The organism is Aeromonas sp. 30P (assembly GCF_051919805.1).
In the GTDB taxonomy this organism is placed as follows: Bacteria; Pseudomonadota; Gammaproteobacteria; order Enterobacterales; family Aeromonadaceae; genus Aeromonas; species Aeromonas veronii.
On record NZ_JBQBEA010000001.1, the window covers coordinates 2,432,726 to 2,453,993 of the forward strand.

19 protein-coding genes are annotated in these 21,268 nt (G+C 59.2%); 10 read left to right on the forward strand and 9 right to left on the reverse strand.

Going from position 1 to position 21,268, the window contains the following annotated elements; genetic code table 11:
* The first annotated feature begins 390 nt into the window (after positions 1-390).
* Positions 391-1,437: a diguanylate cyclase domain-containing protein gene (locus tag ACTG2B_RS11160; RefSeq protein ID WP_439995785.1), complete on the forward strand. Its 1,047-nt coding sequence runs from the start codon at positions 391-393 to the stop codon at positions 1,435-1,437.
* Positions 1,438-1,481: 44 nt separating this feature from the next.
* Here the strand turns inward: ACTG2B_RS11160 and ACTG2B_RS11165 are convergent, their stop codons facing one another.
* Genes ACTG2B_RS11165 through ACTG2B_RS11180 form a run of 4 tightly spaced genes read right to left on the reverse strand, consistent with a single transcriptional unit; the run spans position 1,482 to position 6,612 of the window.
* On the reverse strand, positions 1,482-2,618 hold the full coding sequence (locus ACTG2B_RS11165) for a glycosyltransferase family 4 protein (protein ID WP_421299826.1): 1,137 nt from the start codon (positions 2,616-2,618) through the stop codon (positions 1,482-1,484).
* Positions 2,619-2,630: 12 nt separating this feature from the next.
* Positions 2,631-3,902, reverse strand: coding sequence for a glycosyltransferase family 4 protein (locus tag ACTG2B_RS11170; protein ID WP_439995787.1), 1,272 nt, complete (start codon positions 3,900-3,902; stop codon positions 2,631-2,633).
* A complete protein-coding gene (locus ACTG2B_RS11175; protein ID WP_439995789.1) occupies positions 3,899-5,305 on the reverse strand; it encodes an O-antigen ligase family protein in 1,407 nt (468 codons plus the stop codon). The genes ACTG2B_RS11170 and ACTG2B_RS11175 overlap by 4 nt, the downstream gene beginning before the upstream one ends.
* Positions 5,293-6,612: a lipopolysaccharide biosynthesis protein gene (locus ACTG2B_RS11180; RefSeq protein ID WP_005351441.1), complete on the reverse strand. Its 1,320-nt coding sequence runs from the start codon at positions 6,610-6,612 to the stop codon at positions 5,293-5,295. The genes ACTG2B_RS11175 and ACTG2B_RS11180 overlap by 13 nt, the downstream gene beginning before the upstream one ends.
* Before the next feature lie 299 nt (positions 6,613-6,911).
* Between ACTG2B_RS11180 and ACTG2B_RS11185 the strand changes: the two genes are divergently transcribed.
* Genes ACTG2B_RS11185 through ACTG2B_RS11200 form a run of 4 tightly spaced genes read left to right on the forward strand, consistent with a single transcriptional unit; the run spans position 6,912 to position 11,882 of the window.
* Entirely contained in the window at positions 6,912-7,667 is a 756-nt protein-coding gene (locus tag ACTG2B_RS11185) for an acyltransferase (RefSeq protein WP_439995791.1), read from the forward strand.
* A complete protein-coding gene (locus ACTG2B_RS11190; protein WP_429012027.1) occupies positions 7,664-8,863 on the forward strand; it encodes a glycosyltransferase in 1,200 nt (399 codons plus the stop codon). Before ACTG2B_RS11185 ends, ACTG2B_RS11190 begins: the two co-directional genes overlap by 4 nt.
* Positions 8,860-11,394, forward strand: coding sequence for a hypothetical protein (locus ACTG2B_RS11195; protein ID WP_439995792.1), 2,535 nt, complete (start codon positions 8,860-8,862; stop codon positions 11,392-11,394). The genes ACTG2B_RS11190 and ACTG2B_RS11195 overlap by 4 nt, the downstream gene beginning before the upstream one ends.
* Positions 11,395-11,405: 11 nt before the next feature.
* The gene (locus ACTG2B_RS11200) at positions 11,406-11,882 is read left to right on the forward strand and encodes a hypothetical protein (protein ID WP_439995794.1); all 477 of its coding nucleotides are present in this window, start codon (positions 11,406-11,408) and stop codon (positions 11,880-11,882) included.
* Here the strand turns inward: ACTG2B_RS11200 and ACTG2B_RS11205 are convergent.
* Together ACTG2B_RS11205 and ACTG2B_RS11210 are read right to left on the reverse strand one after the other, a co-directional pair.
* Entirely contained in the window at positions 11,860-12,306 is a 447-nt protein-coding gene (locus tag ACTG2B_RS11205) for a hypothetical protein (protein WP_439995796.1), read from the reverse strand. The two genes, ACTG2B_RS11200 and ACTG2B_RS11205, sit on opposite strands and share 23 nt — an antisense overlap.
* A 90-nt stretch (positions 12,307-12,396) precedes the next feature.
* The gene (locus ACTG2B_RS11210; RefSeq protein WP_421268514.1) at positions 12,397-13,164 is read right to left on the reverse strand and encodes a hypothetical protein; all 768 of its coding nucleotides are present in this window, start codon (positions 13,162-13,164) and stop codon (positions 12,397-12,399) included.
* 157 nt (positions 13,165-13,321) lie between these two features.
* Here ACTG2B_RS11210 and ACTG2B_RS11215 point away from each other — a divergent pair, with 157 nt between their 5' ends.
* Entirely contained in the window at positions 13,322-14,167 is an 846-nt protein-coding gene (locus tag ACTG2B_RS11215; protein WP_421342179.1) for a DUF1194 domain-containing protein, read from the forward strand.
* A 120-nt stretch (positions 14,168-14,287) separates the two neighbouring features.
* Here the strand turns inward: ACTG2B_RS11215 and ACTG2B_RS11220 are convergent, their stop codons facing one another.
* The 3 genes from ACTG2B_RS11220 to ACTG2B_RS11230 form a co-directional block, all read right to left on the reverse strand.
* Positions 14,288-14,626: a hypothetical protein gene (locus ACTG2B_RS11220; protein ID WP_439995797.1), complete on the reverse strand. Its 339-nt coding sequence runs from the start codon at positions 14,624-14,626 to the stop codon at positions 14,288-14,290.
* A 545-nt stretch (positions 14,627-15,171) separates the two neighbouring features.
* Positions 15,172-16,161, reverse strand: coding sequence for a hypothetical protein (locus tag ACTG2B_RS11225; RefSeq protein WP_439995799.1), 990 nt, complete (start codon positions 16,159-16,161; stop codon positions 15,172-15,174).
* 359 nt (positions 16,162-16,520) lie between these two features.
* Entirely contained in the window at positions 16,521-17,936 is a 1,416-nt protein-coding gene (locus tag ACTG2B_RS11230; protein WP_139740438.1) for a GumC family protein, read from the reverse strand.
* Between the two features lie 157 nt (positions 17,937-18,093).
* Here ACTG2B_RS11230 and ACTG2B_RS11235 point away from each other — a divergent pair, with 157 nt between their 5' ends.
* Genes ACTG2B_RS11235 through ACTG2B_RS11250 form a run of 4 tightly spaced genes read left to right on the forward strand, consistent with a single transcriptional unit; the run spans position 18,094 to position 21,065 of the window.
* Positions 18,094-19,209 carry a glycosyltransferase gene (locus tag ACTG2B_RS11235; RefSeq protein ID WP_439995800.1) on the forward strand — a complete coding sequence of 372 codons (1,116 nt, stop codon included), beginning with the start codon at positions 18,094-18,096 and terminating at the stop codon, positions 19,207-19,209.
* 31 nt (positions 19,210-19,240) lie between these two features.
* The gene (locus ACTG2B_RS11240; RefSeq protein ID WP_439995802.1) at positions 19,241-20,173 is read left to right on the forward strand and encodes a glycosyltransferase family 2 protein; all 933 of its coding nucleotides are present in this window, start codon (positions 19,241-19,243) and stop codon (positions 20,171-20,173) included.
* Positions 20,167-20,433, forward strand: coding sequence for a hypothetical protein (locus ACTG2B_RS11245; protein ID WP_439995803.1), 267 nt, complete (start codon positions 20,167-20,169; stop codon positions 20,431-20,433). The genes ACTG2B_RS11240 and ACTG2B_RS11245 overlap by 7 nt, the downstream gene beginning before the upstream one ends.
* Positions 20,430-21,065 (forward strand): sugar transferase, encoded by a 636-nt coding sequence (locus ACTG2B_RS11250; protein WP_439995805.1) that lies wholly within the window; start codon positions 20,430-20,432, stop codon positions 21,063-21,065. Before ACTG2B_RS11245 ends, ACTG2B_RS11250 begins: the two co-directional genes overlap by 4 nt.
* Positions 21,066-21,268 lie beyond the last annotated feature (203 nt).

Consider the following 21,268-nt stretch of genomic DNA (forward strand, 5'->3'; position numbering starts at 1 on the left):
GATGATAATTATTATTGTTCAACTGCAGCAAAAAGAAATGAGCGGGGATGACGATGAACATGACAAACGATAAGGGTGTTAATCATCAGCCAAGCAGTGGCTCCAGCCACTACCTTGCCTGATCGAACTCGAACTCGTTGACAGCCCTGCTCACCTCGTGAAATTCAGCCCGCAGCGGCCGCAGTTGCAGAGAGAAACCTCCCCCTGACTGCCTCTGATAACCACGCCATGAAGCCTTGTTTCTGGCTGGCCCTACGGACACTTGCCAAGTGCGGGAATTGAACAAAAAAACGAGAAAAATCAAGATAGATAGCCAATTTAAATGACATAATTGACTATAATTCAATCGAACGTTTGAAAAACGTGACCACTTCACATGGACCCAGCGCAATGACCACTGAACGGGAACAGTTGATCCGCTCACTGTTTGATGAGTACATCGAGATGTATTCATCACGGGATGATCGGCTCACCACGAGGTTTAGCGACAATTTCAGCGGTTTTGCCGGCAGCAGTGATGTTCTGGTTACCGATAGAGATGAGTGGATCCGGATAACCCGCCGCGATTTTGCCCAGATCCCGGGCAGGATCCGCCTGGAAATACTCGACGTGACCCTGCAAGATCTGGCCGCCGATGTGGTGGCGGTCACCGCCTTCTTCCATATCCATCTACCGAAATCAGAACCTATCCTCTCCCGCAGAACCGCCAGACTGGTGCTGATTTTTCGACACGAAGCCATGGCGTGGAAAATTGCTCACAGCAGTATCTCCATCCCTTACAGTGCGGCTCGGGAAAGCGAAATTTACCCGATGACCAGTCTGGAGGAGCGCCAACATGAGCTGGAGCTCATTATCGAGCTCAGAACCAAAGAGCTGGCCGAAGCGAACCGGAAACTGGAAGCGCTCAGCAATACCGACGGGCTCACCAATATCGGCAACCGTCGTCTGTTCGACAACTCATTGAACCAGGCCTGGGAGCGCTGTATTCAGACAGAGATGCCGATTGCGCTCATCATGCTCGACATCGATCATTTCAAGCAGTTCAACGACCTCTATGGCCACGTTGCCGGTGACGAGTGCCTTCGATTGCTGGCCCATACCCTGGCTCAATCCGGGCGCCGCTCGGGGGAGTTGGTGGCCCGCTACGGCGGAGAGGAATTTGTCATCCTGCTGCCACATGTCGAGCGTCAATCCGCCTATGAAATTGCCCAACATATCCAGCGACTGATTTTTGCACTCGCGCAGCCACACGCACAAAATGCCACCGGTCTGGTGACCGTTAGCATGGGTGTTGCCTGCCTCAGACCATCGAGTTACTGGCAGCCATCTGAACTGGTAAAACTGGCTGATGCTGCGCTCTACACCGCCAAATCATCCGGCCGTAACTGCATCAGAGTGGCGGAGTCACCCAGCCTCCCGCAACCAGTCTGCCCATAAGTCCCTCATGCGTGACCATCCTCCCCGTGGGGAACCACTGCGCGCTAACCATGCACGGCAAGGCTCAACGCATCCCATCGCAACATACCTTCCCACTGATCCAGTGTGCTTTGATAGGTATCTGCCGCGTTGTAATGGACCATGGCATGCAGGCGGGCATGATGGCCAAGTCGCTTGACCACGTCGGGCATGGCATTGAGGCTGGCCAGCACCCGCGCCAGATCGCCGGGATCGTTTGGCTGATATTTGCGGCAATTCACGTCATCGGTGAGGTGTCGATCCCACCAGGCGCCATCGGCCGGGATCACTACGCATAATCCTGCCGCCATGGCCTCCAGAATGGAGAGGCCAAAGGGCTCCTGATGACTGGTGGAGACAAAAATGCCGCATTGAGATCGGATCTCGTCAAGATTGGCGGGGTTGGCATACCAGTGCGTGTCTGGCAGCTGTGGCTGAGGCTGGCTGCAGGGCTGCAGCGTGCCCTTGGGTTGCAGATAGCACACCATCAGCTCGGGGCGAGCATCAGGGATCATCTGATGGGCGGCCAGCATGGTCTCCAGTCCCTTCCAGCGCAGCAACGAGGCCGCCCACAAAATACGAGGCCCCCCCAGGGTCGCTTTGGGCCAATCAATCTCGCTCAAACCGTTGGTAAATGGCTGCCAGTGTGACGGGAACTCGGTCTCGCCAAGCCGGGCCAGCAGCGCCGCCAGGGAGCTGCGAGTTGATTCGAGATAAAAGACAAAATTCGCCCGTTGCAAGGCCCTGGCAGAGAGCCCCGAGCACCCCACAGGGCCATGGATCAGCTGAACCACCCGGCACCTCAACCAGCGGGCCGCCCAGTAACAGCAGAGATCCACTCCCGGCCCGGACGCCGCCACCAGGCAATTCACCTGCCCCAGACGCAACACCAGCCAGAGGATCAGCAGGGTTTGCCACCCCTGTTTGAGCAGATAACCGATGCCGGACTCCCGCCCCTTCAATATGTGGGGCAACCAAAGGGGATGATGCTGACAACGGGGCCAGGAGTCGGGATCCTGGGTCAGCACATGGCATGTGAGCCCGGGCATCCGTTTGGCCAACTCATCGAGCAGCACTTCGGTCGCAACCTTGGAGCCACCGCGAAACGGGATGGGATCCACGACGATGACCTTTCCAAACACCGGCTCAGTTTGCATGCTCATCTTGCTGCTCCCTTACTCTGGTACCTTGCGGCGGCCAAACCCCAACTGCACTTTTTGCGCCACTCTTGCCATCCCACTCGCCAGCATATTGCGCCCTCTGGCAAGGAGTCGTTGCCCCGCCCAGTGAATGAGTGGTCGGAAGGGTGTGGAGGCCGTGACGTGCCACTGACCAGCCAGCGCGGCGTCCCACACCGCCGTGACCCCGTCAACGTAGCGCGCCACCGTGAACAACTGTGCGGCACGCAACTGAGCGGCCCGCCCCATTTCACATCGGCGCTGCGGATTACTCAATTGCCGCCAGTGATCAGCCATCTCGGCCCAATCCCCCGGGGTCGCCAGCAAGCCGGTCACCCCCTCTTCCACCACTTCGGGGATGCCGCCCACCCGATAGGCACTGACCGGGAGCCCCAACATGCCCGCCTCCGCCAACGTCAGACCAAACACCTCCTCACGGGCTCCGGAGACCAGCAGATCCACCCCACCCCGCAAGATAGCTGCGCTGTCTGGTCGCTCGCCGAGAAAGTGGACCCGCTCGGCCACCCCGAGCTCGACAGCCAACGCCATCAATGCTTCCCGCTCCGGACCGCTGCCAATGATCAGCAACTGGGCCTCCTCCCCCGATGCCATCAGGGCAGCCAGCGAGCGGATCAGCAGATCAATCCCCTTGCGTTTGATCAATGAGCCGACGGTTGCGATGATCATATCCCCCGGGGGCAAGCCCAGCATGCCGACGACCGGCCAGTGAGCACCGCCATTCAGGCGAGCGGCATCGACCCCGTTGGGTACCCGGATCAACCGCTCGGCCGCGCAGCCATCTTGGCGCCAACCGGTCAACACCGGTTCGCTCACCCCGATCAGCACGCTTGCCTGATGAACCCGCAGGCTGAATCTGTCTCTGGGCTGATAACGTGCATGGAGGTGGCACACCAACGGTACCTGCAACACTCGACAGACACCCACCAGCCACTGACAAGGGGCCGCGCTGTTTGCATGCACCAGCCCAATCTGCCGCTCGGTGATGAGCTCTCTGGCTCGCCGGGAGAGGCGCCGATGGGCAGCAAGATCAAAGCGGGGCGCCTGCCATCCCAGCAGCAGGCTGAACGGCTCGACCATGGTTTCTACCCCGAGGGTGGCCGCCTCTGCCGCCAGCATCGGGCTATTGCACCAGAGCAACGGCGTAAAGCGGCTGCGATCGAGGTGGGCCAGCAGATCCAGCAGGCAGCGTTCGCTGCCGCGGATCCAGTCCTCTCCGTAGTGAACCAGCAAAACAGGGGTTGCGTTCATCCTCTTGCTCCCTTTGGTGGCAATGCCGGCAACCGGGTTGCCTCCTGATGCTCCTCAGCAGTGGCCTTCACCTCTGTGGCCGCCTGTTGCACGTACTTGATGGCGGCGACGGCCAGCGCCAATTCCAGATAGATGGGCCAGGTAAAGCCCTGGGTCAGGAAGGATCCCGAAATCACAAACCCCACCATGCTGGCCATCACCCCCTGCATCGCCGTGATCACTGCAGGAGGCATGCCAGCAAGCTGGCAACGCCAGCAACTGCGCAGGGTCACCGTCACCATGCCGATAAACAGCGCCAGCCCGACAAAGCCGGTTTCAGCCAGCACCCCGAACCAGGTGGAGTGCACCGCATGATTAAGCCCATCCCAATGGGGGCTGTAGAAGAAGTAGTTGTAATAGAAATTGGACAAGCCCACCCCCACCAGCGGATGGCCCAGCGCCATGCCCCAGGCTGCTTGCCAGGCGTAGATCCGCCCCATGGCCGAGGCATCGACCCCACTCTCGGCGGCGCCGCCAGATGCCCGGTCACTGATCCCGGCGGCGGCAAACAGCACCACCAGCGCGACCATCCCCAGCGAGATCAACAGGGTTTTCGACTTCACCCGCTGCCAGGCAAACAGGCCGCTGACCGCACACACGCCAAGCAAGCCGCCGCGGCTCTGGGTGGCGATAATGGCGGCCGCAGTCAGCGCAAAACCAAGCCCCCCCAACAAACGCCCCCCTACCCCATTGCCTTGATTGAGCAGCAAGCTCAGCGAAAAACCGGCAGGAAAGAGCAGCACCAGCGCCAGATCGTTGGGATCCCCCAGCACAGAGCCCAGCTCGCGCCCTATGGTCACCCGGGTCCCCTCCACCAGCCCAATTCCGCTCGCCTTGTTGTAGAGGGCCACCAGCGCCACCAGACAGCCCGCCACAACAAAGGTGCGCACCGCCAGCGCAAAATCCCCCGGAGTGCGCACCAGCCAGGCGGTGGCCAGGGTCATCAGATAGATCTTGCTATAGCTGCCGGTCCAGGTGGCGATCGCCTCGCCCCGGTTGCTGGCAAACAGCACACCGATGGAGACCATCACAAAGAAGGCCGTCAGCCAGCTCAGGGCTGGACTCCAGTAGGGCTTGATCCGACCGGTTAGCAAAATGTGCCAGACCAGCGCGCCGATGGCAGCCAGCGAGAAGAGCAGCGGGATCTTGAGGGGATAGAGCTGGGGGAACACCTCATGCAGCCGAAAAAAGGAGAAGGTGACAAACCCCAGCACCATCAAGAAGGGCCAGCGCAGGGCAAACCAGATGGCGGGAATGGCAAGGCCAAGCACCGGCAGCAGCAAAGGATGGGGCAGCCGCCACCAGAGCAGAGCCAGCACCAGACAGATGGTGCTTGCCCAGATGGCTGGCGTTAGACGAGCCATGATCCTGCCCACCATTGGCCGAGCCAGACCATGGCCAGCGCCCCAAGCGAACTGGCCCAGAGGGTCGAGAGGCGATACGGCAGCGGCAGCAACCGCTGGCTCACCAGATAAAAGGCCAGCGCCCGCACCAGATAGACCAGCAGCAGGGTCCAGATCACCCCGGCGACCCCGAAGGGGGGGATGGCGAGCAGAAAGCCTGCTACCCCAAGGGCGCTGCAGCCCAGATTGATCACCATCTGGGCATTGCTCTTCTCGCCGCTAAAGCAGCCGACATTGAGCAAGTCCGAAACATTGCGCACCGCCATACCCAGCACCAGCAGCGGAATATAGGCGATCGCCCCGTGATAGCTCTCCGGGGTCAGCCAGCGAATAAGCAAGGGGGCGGTAAGCCCGACAATCCCCGCGGTGACAAACCCCAGTACCGACCCCATCACGCTGTAGTGAGCATTGAGTCGCAGTCCATCCGGCTCGCGCAGCAGCATGAAACGGCGGGGATACCACCAGAGAGCAAAGGGTTGCAGCAACAACCCCACCGCCAGCGCCAGCTTGCCCGCCACCGCGTAGTAGGCGAGCAGCGCCTCCCCCACCACATCGGCCAGCAACCAGCGATCCAGTCCGCTCAGGGCAAAGCCTGCCAGCCCGCTCACCACCAGGGGCAATCCATAGCGCAGCAGCGGCCGATAGTGCTGCCAGTCAAAGCGGATCCCGCTATCTCGCCACTGCCAGAGGCTCAGCAGCAACGCCAGTGCAACGCAGGTCAGGGTGCCGGAGGCCAGCACCCCGCTCACGCCCCAACCGAGCCAGAGCCACCAGCCGGTCAGCAGGGACTGGATCACCGCCTTGCCTGCGGTCGCCACGAAAAAGAGCCGGGCCTGATTGCGCATCCGCAGCCATGCCAGCGGCACGCCGATCACCCCTTCAAACGGCAGGGCGCAGAGCACCCAGCGCACATCCGCAAGGCGGGTTTCCACCGGCAGCCAGGCTTGCACCACAGGTGCCAGCAGCCAGAGCAGCACCAGACTGGCCAGGGCTATCAGCCAGACCAGCCCAAACATGCGGGCCACCACCTGCTGGCGCTCCTGCTCATCTTTCGCCAATCCAGCAAAGCGGTAGAGGGCATCCACCAGCCCGAAGCCCAAAATAAGGGAACCCAGATTGATGAGGGTCAACAGCACCTCCAGCTGGCCGTATTCACGAGGCAGCAGCTGATGGGTCAGCACCGGCAGCATCAGCAGGGAGATCCCTTTCATCAGGAGCAAGCCACCGGCGTAATAGAGCATGGCAATCTGGTTCACACCAAGTTTCATAGGGCCTCCCAGCCACCCGAAGCATCCCGCTCCGGGTCAGCTACCGCTAATGCAAAGCCCACGCCACTCACACCCGCCCTGAAGCGATAACCCCTCTGTGCGGCTTAACCGGCCTGAACAAGCCCAGAATGAGACTGGCATTTGCGTTTTGCACAACGCTGGCTGCAAATTGCACCGACCGGCGCAATCTGCCCCTCCTCTTAGCCCCATTTGGCCCGATCTAGCTGGGGCTCTCCTGTTGGCCCGATCCCTGCTTTCTGCATAGCGAGCAACGGACTGCACCAGAGGGAGAGGTCGCCATGAACACCATCAACCTGCACCGGATGAAAAGCTGGGCCAAACAGGGGGAAACGCCACTGGCCCGCCGGGTATGGCGCCTGGCCAAAAGTGCCCGCCACTGGTCATGCCCCGTGATCCCTCCCCTGCATCGGCTGCTTTATCGGCTCTATCTGCTGATCAGCAACGCGCTGGCGACCCTGACCCGCACCCTTTGGTGGACCCCCTTGTTTCAATCTCGCCTCACGGCCCCCGCCCCGCGCCTCTACCTCTATGGCGGCATCCCCTATATCAGCGGTCCGGTCACCATCGAAATTGGTGCCGACTGCCGCCTCAGCGCCGCCATGACCATCAGCGGCCGGGCATCGAGCCAGACGCCAAAGCTGGTGATTGGCCGCAATGTCGGCATTGGCTGGCAGACCACCCTGGCGGTGGGTAGCAAGATAGTGCTGGGGGATAACGTCCGGATTGCAGGGCGTGCCTTTCTGGCGGGCTACCCGGGGCACCCGGTCAACGCCCGCGATCGCGCCCGGGGCCTGCCGGATCGCGATGAACAGGTGGGGGCCATTGTGCTGGAGCAGGATGTCTGGCTCGGCACCGGGGTGATGGTGATGGCCGGTGTCACCATAGGCGCCGGCACCATTGTCGCCGCTGGCAGCATCGTCACCCGGGATCTGCCCGCAGGTGTGCTGGCAGCAGGTGTACCGGCCATAGTACTGCGCCCCTTGCAACCACAGGATCACAGCGATCTCGCACACGCCTCGGAGACCTTTGCATGAAACCACACTCACTGCCGCAACTGGTGGTATTGGGAGAGGATTGGGGCCAGCACCCCTCCAGCACCCAGCACTTGATCAAGCGTCTGTTGCCTGATTATCAAGTGCTCTGGGTCAACTCCATCGGCATGCGCTGTCCCCGCTTTACCCTTCATGATCTCACCCGCATCGTCCGCAAACTGGGGGCCGTGCTGCGCGGCGCGCGCCATGCTGGCGGCCAGTCGGTTGCGCCATCCGAAACCAGCAGCCCCCGGGTTCTGCCGCCGCTCGCCTTGCCACTGCCCGGCAGTCGGCTGGCGGGCAAAATCAATGGCCACTGGCTGGCGGCGCAGATCCGGCGCCAGTTGCCCGAGCTGGATCGCCCCTTGCTCTGGATCTCCCTGCCCAGCGCCGTCGATCTGATTGGCAAGCTCGAAGAGCGGGCGGTCATCTACTACTGCGGCGATGACTTCTCGGCGCTGGCAGGGGTGGATCATCAGGCCATCGCTCACTGCGAGGCCCGACTGGTGGAAAAAGCGGATCTCATTCTGGCCGCCAGCCCCGCGCTGGCCAGCCGCTTTCCCCCCCATAAAACCCGGCTCCTCAGCCACGGCGTGGATCTCGAGCTGTTTATGCCCCCCAGAGAGCGTCCGGCGGATCTCCCCTCCGGCCGTCCCATTGCCGGATTTTACGGCAGCCTGAGCGACTGGATTGATATCCCCCTGCTGGCAGAGACGGCTGCCGCCCTGCCCCACTGGGATCTGGTGCTGATTGGCCCGGTCCAGACCGATATCTCCCCCCTCAAGGGGCTCCCCAATATCCATCTGCTGGGGCCCCGTCCCCATCACACGCTGGCGGCCTATGCCCAGCACTGGCAGGTGAGCCTGCTGCCCTTTGTCGACAACGCCCAGATCCGTGCCTGCAATCCATTGAAATTGCGCGAATATCTGGCCGCAGGGCGCCCCATCGTCAGCACCGATTTTCCGGCTCTCGATGGCTATCGGGATCAGATCCAGCTCCCCCACGATGGGGAGAGCCTGGCCCAGGCCATCAATCGGGCCGCCTTTGATCAATCCAATCCGGGCTGGTTTCAGGAGAGTGGCTGGGAGGGGCTCACCCGCAGCGAAGGGCGCCACACACGCCAACAGCAGGTTGCCCTGCAAAGCTGGGATCACAAGGCTGCCGAGCTGAACAACTGGTTGAAGGGGCTGGCCGGATGAGCAGAGGGCTCTGGCTGGTTATCCTGCTCTGCGCCAATGCAGCGATGGGCGCTACCCGGCTGGAGGGGCAGACCCCGCTGCCCCTGACAGGCAACCAGACACCCCAGCGGCTCGATCTGAGCACCCACAACTGGCCAATAGGCAGCGATGATGAACTGGTGATCGAGGGCCATAACCCCAGCGCCCGCCCACAAACCCTGATCCTGCGTATCGACGATAACGCCTCGGTCAACTACCGCAGCCGGGTCAATCTGGAGCGGATTGTCGCACCCGGCCCCTTCACCCAGCGCTTTGCCTTGAGCGAGTGGCGCACCAGCCAGCCCAGAGCGCTGGCGTTGGACAAACTCACCAAGCTCTATCTCTTTATGGCCGATAACGCCCCCTCAATGACCATTCACCGCTGGTACTGGGAGCCCGGTCTGACTCTGCCTGCGGGCACCATTGCGCTGGATCTGGGGGCGGCGGCTGCGCCCCGCTTTACCGGATTTGAGCCCCTGAGCCCGGGGGATCCCCGGCTGATTGGCCATCCCACCCCCATCTTGCGCCCCTCCGGCGATGCTCTGGTGCGCGATGGGCTGCGCAATCTCGACGGGGTGCAGCTGGACCTGGCCAAGGGGCGCTACCAGCTCACCCTCTGGCTGGATGACCCCGGCGAGTGGGAGTACCTGCCCCACCCCTTTGAGCGCAGCGTACTGGTCAATGGCGAGCCCATCTGGGCCGAGCAGTGGCAACCGCAGGAGTGGCTAACGCAGCGCTATCTGGCGGGACAATCCCGCGAGGCACTGCCAAACCCGGATCCCTGGCAGCTGTTCGGGGCTCGTCAAGGCGGCCCGGTCCATGTCACTCTGAACCACCCCGGCGGCCCGCTCACTATCACATTGGTGGGCCACTCACCGGATGCCAAATACCTGGCGGGGCTGCTGCTTGCCCCCTATCCGGCCCCCACCAGCAAAGAGGCTCTCCCGAATAGTGGAAAAAATCGCACCGTATTGGCTGACGCTACCGCAATCGTGCTGACCAAGCAGCGCCAGCTGTTTTTGGAAAAATGGACCCTGGCCCCCTATTCTCCAGCCCCAGCTTCGCAGCAGCTCAGCCTCATGCCGATTACGGATGCCGCCCCAACCCTGCAGATCGCCCCGCTATCTGTGGCCGATGCGTTGCAGCAGGCTGCACAACCGGTGCTGGCCGCCCGTGGCAGCCAGCTGTTGCTGGAGTTTGCCATCCACGCCGCCACCGACGATCCGGCACCCTTGCTGGTGATCCAGCCCCCCGAGCAGGCTGGATCGCCGCTGGCGCTGACCCCCTATTACGGCAAGTGGCATCTGGTTCGCCCGCAGGCGAGTGGCACCCTGCTAGCCCCCTCGGATCAGGAGCTGGTCGAGGGGATCGCCGGGCTCACCCTGCTGGCAGGCGTACCTCGGCGTCTGGTGTTGCAGATCACCGTCCCCCGCGATGCACCTGCCGGTCACTATCTGGGCAATATTCAGCTGCTGAGCCAACAACAACTGGTGCAGTTGCCGCTGACTATCGAGGTGCTGCCGCTGACCCTGCCCGCGACCAACAAGCCGGTCGGCATCTATGTCGAAGCGCCCCCCTATCTGAATTGGCTGAGCCCCGACCCCGAGGCGCTAAAAGAGCAGATCGCCGCGGCCAGTCGCTGCGATCTGCAGCGGCTCGCCAAGCTGGGGATCAGTGGCCTCTCGCCCGCCCTGCCACAAGATGAGGCGGGGATGCGGGAGGTCATGGGAGAGGCGGTGGGGCTCGGTTTTGTGCCCCCCCTGCTGGCCTATACCCCGCTCAAACGCTGGGGGGGCGACCCTGCCAGCCAGCTCGAACAGTGGCAGGCGCGGCAACAGGGGCTGACCGCCAGCGGCTTGCCGCCAGTGGCATGGAGCCTGTTTGATGAGCCGGATCTTGCCACCCTGCCCGCCATTACCAGCCTGGCGCGGGAGATGAAACGGCGGGATCCGGCGGTGATCCGGGCAGGCCACTTCAATCATCCTGGTCAGGTTGGTCTGCTGGCAGAGGTGGAGATTGCCCTGATCAACGCAGGCTTTGGCGCCGACAAGGCCGATGTGGCGCGGGTGCGCCAACACAAGGTCACCCCCTGGTTTTACAATCTGGGCACCCCGAGAGCCGCCGGGTTCTATCTGTGGCAAAGCGGCGCCGAGGGCTATTTGCAGTGGCATGGCCGCATGCCCACCGCCCTGCCTTATGACCCCACCGACGGGCGGGAGAGCGACTTTATGCTGCTCGGCCCGCAAGCCTGCGAGGCGCACCGCCTCTCCCACGATCTGTTGCTGTTGCAGCAAGCCATCGAGGATCTGCGCTGGCTCGCCTGGCTGGAGCAGGAGGCCCGCTATCAGGTGGAGGCCGCCCTGCTGCTGGAGCGCCTGCGCGATCAGTTGCCGACCCGCTGGCAGGTGGCAGAGCAACTGCCCTCTGCCGCCTGGATCCAGTGGCGCCGCGAGATTGAACAACTGGCCAAGGGATTGAAAACATTGCAAACTGGTGCCAACTCATCCTCCTGAAGTGACTGCGTATGGCCAACCAGATTCCCCGCTCCACAGCCAAAGACTGCGCCCTGCGCCGCCTGTTGCCCCTGATGTTGCCGCTGCTGATCCTCACCGGTTGCGCCCGTCAGGAGCCGGTCAATGAGACCCTGCCGATCCTCAACCAGTTGCGGGAACAGCAGCTGGCCGAACAGCCCCAGCTGCAACTGCAGTACCAGCAAGCGGAGACACAACTGCCAGCGGATCAGGAGCAGCTGCTGCATCAGTTTTTAGGCCGCAAGGATCCGGCCCGGATTGCGCTGGTAAGCGGTCCCGGGCTGCAAACCGACATGCTGGAGAGTGCGCGGATGGCGAGCGTGCGACTGACCGCCCTCACCCGCTTGCTGGGATCTCGCGCCATTGAACTGGAGCCCCGCTATGACCCCATGCTGGCCCCCAATACCTTGCTGATCCGCATTCTGCCAAACAGTGAACCGGGGTCGGTCACCCCAGCGGCGGCGCAATAAGGCCGAGGCAAGAGGTTGGCATAGCCACCCGATAGAGGGGATAAGGGGCCAGCCCCCACAACTTGCGCCAACCCTGGGTAAGACGGTAAGAGAGCAGCGGCGGGCTCTGGTGCAGCTCGCCTAAAAACATCACCCCTTGGCTCATCCCTTCACCCGCCAGCGTCACTGACATCGCCTCGCTATCCGGCGCCACCAGCATGGCCTGCAGCAGACCATCACAGCGGGGATGGGCCAGCTGATAGCTGACATAGGTGCCGCCCAATACCGGCGTAGCCACCCGCAAGCGCCAGCCCATCTGGACCAGCTCCAGCAACATGGGCTTGGCTCCCTCGTTAACTGCCCGGTTCTGATAACGCCAGCCCATGGCGGCAGCACTGAGCAGCGCCACCAGCAACAGCAGCAGATATCCCCTAGATAGATGCATCACGGCGCCCCCGGATAAAGAAAATGCTCATCACCAGCAGCATCATATTGACCACCCGGCTCTGATAACGCCACCAACCGCAGATATCCCTTAGACAGTCGCATCACGGCGCCCCCTTAGAAACAGGATGGTCATCACCAACAACATGATGGCCCACTGGTAGAGCTGGGCCAGCGAGCCGGTATGCAGCCAGCCATACCAGCGCAGATCCAGGCTCATCAGCACCAACCGCAGCTGATTGGCCCCGATATAGAGCAGGCAAACCAGCAGCAACATGGGCCACTGCCGGTAGAGGGGCCGATCCGGCGCCAGCCAGCAGCAAGAGACCAGCCAGGAGAGCACCACCAGATAGAGTTGAGAAAACGAGGAGCACCCCTTGAGCACGATCAGCGCATGGCCCCCCAACCGCTCGATGCGATTGCCATCAAGGCGAGTCTCCCAGCCCAGCAGCTGCAACCACTGGCCCACCCCCCAGGCGTCGAGCGCCAGCACAGGGCCGGAGAGCAGGGCAAACACCTGCTGCCCCCACAACACCGCCACGGTAAAGGCGAGCACAATCTGCAACACCGCCCGCTCATCGCCACTCTGATGACGGCGCCATAGCGAGGCCACCAGCAGCAGACAGGCCAGCGCCTTGCAACTAGCACTGGGGATCAGGATCAGCAGGATAAAGAGGGCGAGCGCCAGTGGATGCGGGCGCCAGCTCGGTGCAACCCGCGATGCAATTTGCCACCAGATAGCAATCAGCAACACCACCAGCAGGTTGAAGTGGCCCATATTGAGCCACACCATGCCCCACTGATTGGCCAAACCAAGTAGCAGCCAGTTGGGTGCCCACTGCCAGGGACGGATCTCCATCGCAACTCCTGCCGGTTATCAGCGCTTTTGAGTGCTGTCGCAAGTTCCATGCCTGCCCGGCCTCACCCGGATCAAGCCAAGTCAGAGGATGCAACAAAGCTGGCACGCTTTATTCATTCCCCCTGCTGGCACTAGCGCCAAGGAGAAGGAGTGGGCAATGAAACTCAAACCGTTGGCAGGGCTGCTGGGGATGTTGTTGGTAACCTCCCACGCATACGCCTTGACCGAAGTCGATACCGAACTGCAACTGCTGATGGATGTGTCGGGCAGCGTCAGTTCATCGGAATTCAATCTGCAATTACAGGGCTATGTGGACGCCTTTTACAGTCAGGATGTACAGAGCGCCATCCTCGACACCAGTGGCGACAAGCTGGGGTCCATTGCGGTACAGATGGTGATGTGGAGCGGCTCGACCCAGCAGAGCGTGATGACTGACTGGTTCCACCTCTACGACATGACCTCCATCAACAACTTCGCCGCCACCCTGGATGCTCTGGTCCGCCCCTATGCGGGGATGACGGCCCCCGGTTCGGCCATGGCCTTTGGTGCCCAGCAGTTTGATACCAACAACTACACCGCCGCCCGCCAGGTGATGGATGTGTCGGGTGACGGTATCCAGAACAACGGGCTGGATACCTCTACCGTGCGGGATCAACTGCTCGCCTCCGGCATCGATACCATCAACGGCATCACAATAGGTCAGGACTATGCCGATGGGGTGTTGCAAGAGTGGTATGTGGAGAACGTGGCGGGCGGTCAGGATGCGTTTGTTATCAATGCCACCACCTTTGCCGACTTTGGCAATGCGCTGGAGCTCAAACTGGCGGCCGAAATTGAGGGGGGTATTATTCCTGAAGGGGCACTGGCCGCCCCCATCGAGGAGATCCCGCTGGCCGCCCAGCTGCTGCTCGGTATGCCGCTACTGCTGGCCTGGCGCTATCAACGCCGTAATCAGGGACGCCAGCAGCCCGTCAACGGGCAACTGGCACCCGCCATCGGCTGATTTATCACCCCGTGTGTTGCGATTAGGGAGCTATGGCTCCCTGATTAATTGCTGCAGCCCTCGATATACATTCCAGACTGCAGCTATAGCTATGACATTTAATATTACTAAAAACGAACATTAATTGTTCCGTTTTAATATTCGTTTGAAATCACTAACCAATACATCTAAAAACACTACTGGCTTACCTTGATCCTTTAGTATACTTGATTCATTTTCAATGACCTCCAAAAGTTCTTTTGATGGCAGCTTTAGCAGAGTCACGATTAAAAGTAAGATTGCAGATAAAAAAGCCCATTGAGTCACCATCGGGAAAATAGAAACTCCAAGCCCCATAATCACAAGATTATAATAGCAAAACATGACCGAATGGTCCCACTTCACCTTAGATTTCATATAATGCCAAACAATAATTCCGGCCACCAAAAAAACAAGCCCAACTGTTTTTACATCTAACATTTAACATTTAACATTTAACATTTAACATTTAACATTTAACATACTCCAAACATATTATCATTTCACTATTATGAAGGTGCTTTCTGAGCTATCCCGCCCCCAAAGCATCATATATGTTGAACCATTTTTTCTTAACGCGTAAACCTGACTTTTATTATAGCATCTGAGACATCACCTCACTTCAAAGCTATTAATAACTCTAAGGAATCGTATGCTCTATATTAGATACTGCATAATTAAACGTCTTTGACCTTTCTTTAAAATATTTATTTAATTCGAACGAACTATCCCATCTTGCCACCCATCCCAGAAACTCAGTCTAATGCTGACATCCAAAGCAACAGACCTGAATATGTTTGCTAAATTTATAGAGAATGTCACTTTGTTCGCCCGATTACTCCTACAGGATATCTAGTTTACGAGCTTAATGAAAGCCAACTCCATGTTAAGCAACTCGACCATCTAGCTTAAACATTGCATTGTAAGCACTAAAGTCAATTCAAACCAAAATTGACAAATCTCGGCAATCAACCTTAAACCCCTTATTAAATAAACAACCGTTGCTTTAACATCTGATTTAATTGATACGGCTTTGTTTTAGTTTCCAAACGCCCCATAATCCCTTCAAGAATCAGCTCTGTTAAAACATAATCAAAACCTTCATTAACAAGCCATTTTTTGATTACGCCAATATTTTTTACATCAGAATTCACAAACTCGCGATTAAAATCAGGCTTAAAGTGATTAATAAGTGTCGACTCACATATTTCAGTAATTGCTCCTCTAGGTAAATCACTCGCATCACGAAAGTAGACATTACTACCCATAATATTACGATTAATGATTTCAGCCTCATCAATTACAAAAAAATATGCGAAATAGTCATATATCTCATTGTTTTTTGAACTTAGAATAGGCCCCCATTTTTCATGATTTTTTAGCCTTTCAAAGGTGCTAACATTTGATTTTCCAATATAACAAATTTCTAGATTACCAAGTAGGTCCATATCAAATTGGTTTATGAGTTGATACAAGTTCAGCTCCGCTTTAACTTCACGGCCATTAATGCCACTCATAATCGGGCACTTAATTTTCAAAAATTTATCATTAGACTCTGATAATATAAGGTCAGAATAACATATAAATTTATCTTGATTTGAGAGAGATTTTCCAGTTGGTGATGAATACTCTGACAACCCACACTGAATAAAATTTTCTAAAGTGAAAAACTCACTTCTGAGAATCGCAGATAAATCACTTTCACCATCGAACCAATACTTGGCCAGATTGAATACAACTTCATGTAACCGTCCATTAGCTTCAATCCACCCCCGAAAACAATAATTGTGTGTAGGGTAAAATGATTCAAAAATGAAGCTTGCCTTAGTTACTCTAACAATAGCATAAATACATGCATCGCTAATTATTTGTAATTCTTTCAACAGCTTAACAGCATTCGTATCAAACAGTCGATAATGAGGCTGGAACATATATTTTTTAATGTATGAGCTAAAATACCTCGTTTTCACTACCATCTCTGTAACATCCTAAGAGTAATGCAGCTGAAGCTGTTAATTTTTAGTGGAGCCTTCAATCTTACTCTTTCCTGTTACATCTCACCACAACCAGTAAATAGTTTTAAAATCTCTGCATTACCAACCAGCATCTAATTGACAAATGAACCATTAACGCCCAAGAACGCCCAAGGCGGGCTCCATTTGTACCACCCAGTAAAACTACAGTCAAGCAAAGGAAATAAAAAATGAAGCCTATATCCTCTTTTATGGGTTTGCTACGATTTTTACTCCACCCTCTGCACAATATAAAAAGGCCTTGTCACAAGGCCTTTTCAGAAATATCCAGATTCAGGCTGGCAGCCCGTTTTTTTCCGCAATCACCCCGGCTCTGGTGACATGGGCAGCACCTGCCCATCCAGCGCATGATCACTATGGGATGGATAGTCCGGCACCGGCTCGCAGTAGGGAATCCGGCTTAGCACCGGCGCCTTGACCAGGGCGGCCAGCTGATCGGAGCGGCGCAGGCTGGCATCCGCCAGTTCGGCCACCAGCGCCAGACCGCAGCCTAGCCCCAGTCCGCCAACAATGCCCGCCAGCAGAAACAGCCAGAGCGGGTAGTTGCTCGGCTTACTGGGGGCAAAGGGTTTGTCGATCACCTTGATCCGCTCCCCCTGCTCGAAGTTGCCCAGATCGCCGGTCACCTTGGCCTTCTCATAGCGCAGCAGCAAATCCTGATAGAGGGTGCGCTTGACCGCCAGATCCCGCTCCAGCTCGGCGAGCTGGCGCTCGGTATCCCCCTGGGAGTCGACCACCTTGTCCAGCCCATCCAGCTGACTCTTCAAGCCGGCGGCGTTTTGCTCCGCCTCCGTCAGCTGCGTCTGAGCCAGTTGCCACTCGGGCCCGCGCGCCATATCCGGTTGGGATTTGAGCTGCTCGAACTCCTGCTGCAACTGATCAATCTGATAGCGCAGACTCTGCACCTTGCTGTGCTCGTCGCTGTAGCGGGCCCGCAGCAACACCAGCTCGGTGCGCATCAGCTGGAGCTTCTCATCCAGTTGGCGGGCCAGCTGGCTCTCCTGCCCCAGCGAGAGCTGATCGACCCGTGCCTTGGCCTGCTGCAGGGTGATCAGGCTCTCGGCATAACGCTCCTGCAAACCATAGAGACGGGCGACGTTGGTACTCTGCTGCTGGGGCAAGGCGCTGGCATGCTCCCGTTTAAAATCGGCGAGCAGCTGCTCAGCCGCTTGCAGTTCGCTGCGGCGGCTGTCTAGCTGGCTTTGCAGGAAACGTTCGGACGATTCCGCCGACTGGCGCCCCTTGCTGAGCAGGTTGAAGAAAAAGCGTCGTGAAATGGCTTCGAGCAAACCGGCGCTGTTGGCCGCCGAATCCGCTTTGACCTTTATCTCGATCACCTCATCGCCGATCAGCCGCAAAGAGACGGCACTCGAGAGCCAATCCATGATGGCATCGCGCTGGGCTGGCGGGGTCTCGTCATTGACCAGACCGCGATCCCGCGCCACCCCGTCCAGTACATAACGGCTGCGCAGCAGGGCTTCGAGCACCGCAAAGCGATCCTTGAGACTCTCCTGAGTGATCAGATCCTTGAGGGTCGGGGTCTGGTTGGCATCTTGCGGCACCATAAAGGTGGTGCGGCTCTCATACTCCTTGGGGGTGAGCAGGCCAACCGTGACGCCCACCAGCGGCATCACCAGTACCGGGATCACCAGCAGATAGCGACGGCGCCAGGCGGCAAAGAGAATGATGTAGAGGTTGTAATAGAACTGGACAGGCATGGCATCACTCCCTGAGAAAGGCCCTCCCCCCGCACGATGCAAAGGCAGTGCCACCAGAGGAGCTGATCGCCTCTGTGAGCAGATCGCAAGAGTGGTACAAGATTCGCATTCTCCCGCTATCCGGGGTGCCACCCCTTCCCTTGCCGGAGCGCGAACCATGTTGTCATCAACCCCGTCGCACAAACCCCATCCCCGCGGGAGCGCCATCGTTCAAATAGTGCAGCACCTGCAGCCCGGCGGGCTGGAGACCATGGTGCTCAACCTCACGCAGGCGAGCCCGGCCGAGCAACCGGTGCATATCATCTCCCTCGAAGGGCGCAAAGGGGATGTGTTAAGGGCATGGCCCGCCCTGCATCCCTTTGCTGGCAATATTCACTGTCTGGAAAAGCCCGCAGGCTGGTCGCTGGCAACCCTCTGGCGGCTCACCCGACTGCTGCGCCAACTCAAGCCCGTCGCGGTACATACCCACCATCTGGGGCCCATGCTCTATGGCGGTCTGGCCAGTCGGCTGGCCCGGGTGCCCACCCTGGTACACACAGAGCACGATGCCTGGTATCTCGATGATCCCCATCAGCGCACGCTGGCCCTGTGGGGACTGCGCGTCTTCAAACCCATTCTGGTGGCCGATGCCACGCCGGTAGCCAACCAGCTGCTGGCCAAGCTGGGCCAGTTGTCGCCAACCGTGATCCCCAACGGCATCGATGAGCTGCGCTTTGCCCCGGGCGCCGCCGCCCTCGCCCGTCAGGAGATGGGACTGCCGCAAGGGGTCAAGTTGATTGGCTGCGCCGCCCGCCTTGAGTCGGTCAAGGGTCACACCTTGCTGCTGGAGGCGATCCGCGCCCTGCCGCAGGAGGTGCATCTTGCGTTGGCAGGGGTCGGCAGTTTGCAAAATGCGTTGCAACAACAGTGTCAGCAACTGGGGATCGCCCATCGGGTCCATTTTCTGGGGCTGGTCGAAAACATGCCGCGCTTCTATCAGGGGCTGGATCTCTTCTGCCTCCCCTCGCTGGCGGAGGGGATGCCGCTTTGCGTGCTGGAAGCACAGGCCTGCGGGGTACCGGTGGTGATGAGCGACGTGGGGGCGGCCAGAGAGATCGTCTGCCAGGCCAGCGGCCATATCCTGTCGGAGCGGGATCCCGGCCGCCTTGCCCAGCTTCTGGCACAAGGGTTGCTGCACTGCCATAGCCTGCGTGCCGTCACCCGAGAGTTTGTGTGCCAGCAAAGCAGCTTGAGCCGGATGGCTCAGGCCTATCAGCAGCTTTACAGCCGCTGATCAAGCGACCCGATGACCAGAGGAGCATCCCATGGAATGGATCATGATCGTGTTCTGGCTGTGCGCTGTACTGGTGGTCTACCACCATGTCGGCTATCCCCTGCTGCTCAAATTCGGTGGTCGGCAGGCGCGCAAGGTAGCCAATCCGCCCCGCCCTCTGGATCGGGGATTCAAAGCAGAGGCCGCCGATGAGGCGCTGCCGACCATCACTTTGCTGATGCCGGTCTACAACGAGGCGGCGACCATCGCGGCCAAGCTGCAAAACCTCGCCAGCCTCGATTACCCCGCCGACAAGCTGTGGGTGCATGTGCATTTCGACGGCTGCAGCGACAACAGCTACCCCATTGCGCTGAGCCAGCTCGGTGATCCCGCCCTGCAGCAGTTGCAGATCAGGCTGTTTGATCACCCCCGCAATCGCGGCAAGGTCGCCGTGCTCAACGAGGCCATGACCCGGGTGCACAGCGATCTGGTGGCCCTCACCGATGTCTCCGCCCTGCTGCCCATCGACAGCCTGCTGCTGGCGGTCGCCCATTTTGCCGATCCCAAGGTAGGGGTGGTCGGGGAAGCGTACCGGTTCTGGCAACCGGGCTCCCAGGGCGAGGAGAGTTACTGGCACTATCAAAGCCAGATCAAGCTCTGCGAATCGGCCCTTGGCGGCATGCTGGGTGCCCACGGGGCCTTTTACATGATGCGCCGGGAGTGCCTCACCCCGCTGGCTGCAGATACCATCAACGACGATTTCATCCTGCCGATGCAGGCCATCGCCAAGGGGTATCGGGCGGTCTATGACAATCGCTGCGCCGCACTGGAGCTGGAAGTTTCCGATGCCGCGCTGGAGGCGACACGGCGCAAGCGGATCGGGGCTGGCAACACCCAGCAGCTGCTGCGGTTGCTGCCCCTGCTGCACCCCAAGTTTGGCTGGTTGCCTTCAACTTTGCCAGTGGCAAGGGGCTGCGGGTGTTGATGCCGCTCTGCCTGACCCTGCTGTGGCTCTGCGCCATCCCGCTGGCTACCCAATCCCTGCTGTTTCAGCTACTGCTGGGGCTGCAACTGCTGGGGTATCTGCTGGTCATCCTGATCCAGCTGACCCCTGTCCACCCCTGGCCCAATCTGTTTCGCAAGATCCACTATCTTGTGCTCGGACACTGGTACAACGGCATGGGCACCCTGCGCTACTGCCTGCGCGCCCCCATACGTTTCATGTCACAGGAGAAAGCCGTATGACACACCCCATTCCAAGATTGAACCTGGTGGTCAAACGCAGCATGGATCTGCTCGGTGCCACTCTTGGCCTGCTGCTGACGCTGCCGCTGTGGCCGCTGATCATGCTGGCCATCCGGCTCGATAGCCCGGGACCGGTGTTCTTTCGTCAGCTGCGGATCGGGCGCAGCCACGCCACCCATACCGAACTCTTTTTCATGATCAAGTTTCGCACCATGCGCGCCGACGCCGAGGCGGCCACCGGGCCGGTCTGGTGTGGCAAGGGGGACAGCCGGATCACCCGCAGCGGCGACTTTCTGCGCAAAACCCGGCTCGATGAGCTGCCGCAGTTTATCAATGTGCTCAAGGGGGAGATGTCGCTGATCGGCCCCCGGCCGGAGCGACCCGGGATCGCCAACCGGCTGGAAGATGCGGTGCCGTACTTTATCGAACGCACCTATGAAGTGGCCCCCGGCATTACCGGTCTGGCACAGGTCAATCAGGGCTACGACGAGTCGCTCGATGATGTACGCAGCAAGCTGGCGTTCGACCTGGCCTACTCGGTCGCCCTGCTCCACCCCTGGCGCTGGCTGGTGCAGGATGTACATATCATCGGCAAGACGATCGCCATCATGGTCGGCAAGAAGGGGCGCTAATCCCGCTGTGCCAACCTCAACCACATCTCAACGCCCATCAGGCCATTGCCACTGCAATGGCCTTTTTTATGACGCATCGTTGTGGCACGTCGCGTTGATCACAGAGAAGCCAGCGACCTGATCGCCATTATCTGGCCCCATCCACAGGCCGGATGTCCGCTTGACCAACCGCAGAAACCCAAGCGTTGCGTGATCACAGAAGC